We start from the raw sequence: 2,653 nt of genomic DNA on the forward strand, positions 1-2,653 counted from the left end.
ATTCTCGCCTTGTCATCAAACACCTTTCCGCTCCCACACGAGCGTCTCAAAGGTGTCCATCAAAGCGAGGGAGGATCAACCAGCATCACCTCCGCCACCACAGGCACGGGTGGCGTGGGTGATGCAATCCGGCCGGATCGTTTACCCTACATCGTCACACCTGGCCTGCGGACCTTCACGATCCGTGACCTGCTCATGCCTGGCCGGACCTCTTCCAATGCAATCGAATATGTGAAGGAGACCGGCTTCCAGAACATGGCGGCACCGGTCGCAGAACTGGCGCAGAAGCCCCAGTCCGACCTAGCGTTCGATCCGGTGACCACACCGGTGCGGACCATCGCGCACTGGTTCCACGCGTCCAAGCAGGTGCTCGACGATATACCGTTGGTTCAGTCCTACATCGACGGACGAGCCCGCTATGGTCTGGCACTCGCGGAGGAGGCACCGATCCTCGCCGGCGACAGAACGGGTCAGAACCTGATCGGCCTCATCCCACAGGCCACGGTGTTCGACTACGCGACCTATGCCAAAGCGAGCGATACGAAAATTGATCGTATCCGCCGAACCATCCTGCAGGTTCGGGTTGCGCTTTATCGAGCAAGTGCGGTCGTTATGAACCCCATCGATTGGGCTGACATCGAAGCGCTGAAGGACGACAACGGCAACTATGTCGTGGGCGATCCCGCGGGGCTGTCGAAAAGCGGCTCTGGGGCTTTCCCGTGGTGGACAGCGATGCCATCGCGGCCGGCAAGTTCATGGTTGGCGCCTTCAATATGGCGGCGCAGATTTTCGACCGGGAAGACGCCAATGTGCAGGTCTCGACCGAGGATCGCGACAACTTCATCAAGAACGCTGTCACGATCAGGGCAGAAGAGCGCCTGGCGCTCGCTGTCACCCGGCCGGAGTTGTTTGTCTTCGGCAACCTGGTGAGCGGCAACGCCAGCTGAGGGCAGCCGAGTATCCCGCACGCACCTGAAGGCCCGGTCACGCACTGGGCCTTCTTCATTTTCGGAGGCCATCATGATCAAAGTCAAAGCACTGCGCTCCTTCAACGCAACGCCTCAGGGAGGGCTGGTCGAGGTCGGAGACGTTCTCGAAGTGACTGAGGTCCGTGCCGGAGAGCTCGTACACCTTGGTCTGGCGCAACTGGTTAAAGCCGAGAAGGCGGCGCCAGCACCCCAGAACAAGATGGCTCCCGAGCCGGAGAACAAGGGGACAGCACCCGAGACGACGGCAGCGGCGGTTACCCAGGCCAAGCGCGGTACGCGCAAGGGGAAGTGACATGCTCACCATCGTCACGCCTCCAGCACGCCCGCCGCTATATCTTGAGGAAGTGAAGTCTTACCGTAAGCGGTGTTCTGAACCCACCTTACGTTCGCATGTCTGAGGGGCGAGACTGACGATCTCTGCTTGGGGATCGTTTTGTGTCGATGGTTGACCATATGCTTGAGCCGCCCCGACCCGTGCGGCGCCTGGAAGTGATCACAGGAGCCGGCGGGCGGCGGCGCTGGCCGACGGATGAGAAGGCGCGGATCCTGGAGGAGGCGATGGTGTCGGGCGCGGTGGTGTCCGAGGTGGCCCGCCGCCACGGCATGTCGCCCCAGCACCTGTTCACCTGGCGCCGTCAGGCGAGGCGAGAAGCGGCTGATCCTCCGCTAGCCTTTACCCCTGTTGTTGTCGCCCCTGACCCGCCGCAGCCCGCAGCCTGTCCTGAGGCGGTGATCGAGATTGCCATGGAAGGCGCCATCATTCGTGTGCCGCCAGGCGTCGATGGCGCGACATTGGCCCTCGTGCTGCACGCGCTCAAGAGCCTGCGATGATTGGGCCGAGCGGCAGCGTGCGCGTGATGGTGGCAACCAAGCCCGTCGACTTTCGTAAAGGTGCCGATGGACTGGCCGCCCTGGTGCGCGACACCATGGGAGCCGATCCGTTCTCCGGCGCCGTGTACGTGTTCCGCGCCAAACGCACGGATCGCATCAAGCTGGTGTTCTGGGATGGCACTGGTGTCGTGCTGGTCGCCAAACGATTGGAGGATGGCGAGTTCCGCTGGCCCAAGGCGCAGGGCGGAGTCATCCACCTGTCAGCCGCTCAACTCTCCGCTCTGCTCGAAGGTTTGGATTGGCGCCGTGTGCATGAGGCGCGCCAGACGACAGTGCCATCGGCGGCGAGTTGATTGCGCCGTCAGCTCCACCCCGTAAGAGCAATCGTCGACCGCAGCGAAGCATGATTCACTATCCCTCGTGACCAGCGCGATGCAAGTTCTCCCGGATGATCCTGACCTGCTGAAGGCCATGCTTCTGGCCGAGCGGGCGCGGGCCGAGCGCCTGGAGCAGATCATCAAGGCGATGCAGCGTCACCGCTTCGGTCGCAGAGCCGAGAGCCTACCCGAGGATCAGCTGCTGCTCGGGCTGGAAGAAGCCGAGCAGGCCGAAGCTGCCGAGGAAGCCCACCACGAGCAGGCGGATCCGGCCGAGCGCAAAAGCCGCGCGGCTCGGCGACGCCGGAACCGGGGAGCGTTGCCGGCCCATCTGCCGCGGGTCGAGACGATCATCGACGTTGAGGATACGACCTGCCCGTGCTGCCGCAACCTCCTGCACCGCATCGGCGAGGACATCTCCGAGCGGCTCGACATCGTGCCGGCGCAACTGCGTGT

5 protein-coding genes and 1 pseudogene are annotated in these 2,653 nt (G+C 63.2%); all 6 read left to right on the top strand.

Annotated elements, in window-relative coordinates; genetic code table 11:
* Window positions 1-114: 114 nt before the first annotated feature.
* Window positions 115-621 (top strand): annotated as a pseudogene (locus JKG68_RS35090) (phage major capsid protein); the annotation flags it as partial.
* Window positions 622-722: 101 nt separating this feature from the next.
* On the top strand, window positions 723-947 hold the full coding sequence (locus tag JKG68_RS34425) for a phage major capsid protein (RefSeq protein WP_376773251.1): 225 nt from the start codon (window positions 723-725) through the stop codon (window positions 945-947).
* Window positions 948-1,020: 73 nt separating this feature from the next.
* Window positions 1,021-1,281, top strand: a complete 261-nt coding sequence (locus JKG68_RS31790) for a hypothetical protein (protein WP_202066371.1) — start codon at window positions 1,021-1,023, stop codon at window positions 1,279-1,281.
* A gap of 149 nt (window positions 1,282-1,430) precedes the next feature.
* Window positions 1,431-1,820 carry an IS66-like element accessory protein TnpA gene (tnpA, locus tag JKG68_RS31795; RefSeq protein WP_202066372.1) on the top strand — a complete coding sequence of 130 codons (390 nt, stop codon included), beginning with the start codon at window positions 1,431-1,433 and terminating at the stop codon, window positions 1,818-1,820.
* Window positions 1,817-2,173 (top strand): IS66 family insertion sequence element accessory protein TnpB, encoded by a 357-nt coding sequence (gene tnpB, locus JKG68_RS31800; protein ID WP_202066373.1) that lies wholly within the window; start codon window positions 1,817-1,819, stop codon window positions 2,171-2,173. The genes tnpA and tnpB overlap by 4 nt, the downstream gene beginning before the upstream one ends.
* A 79-nt stretch (window positions 2,174-2,252) precedes the next feature.
* On the top strand, window positions 2,253-2,653 hold a 401-nt coding region (locus JKG68_RS31805), incomplete at its 3' end, for an IS66 family transposase (protein WP_202066374.1).

The sequence above is a fragment of the Microvirga aerilata genome, from assembly GCF_016743775.1.
In the GTDB taxonomy this organism is placed as follows: domain Bacteria; phylum Pseudomonadota; class Alphaproteobacteria; order Rhizobiales; family Beijerinckiaceae; genus Microvirga; species Microvirga aerilata.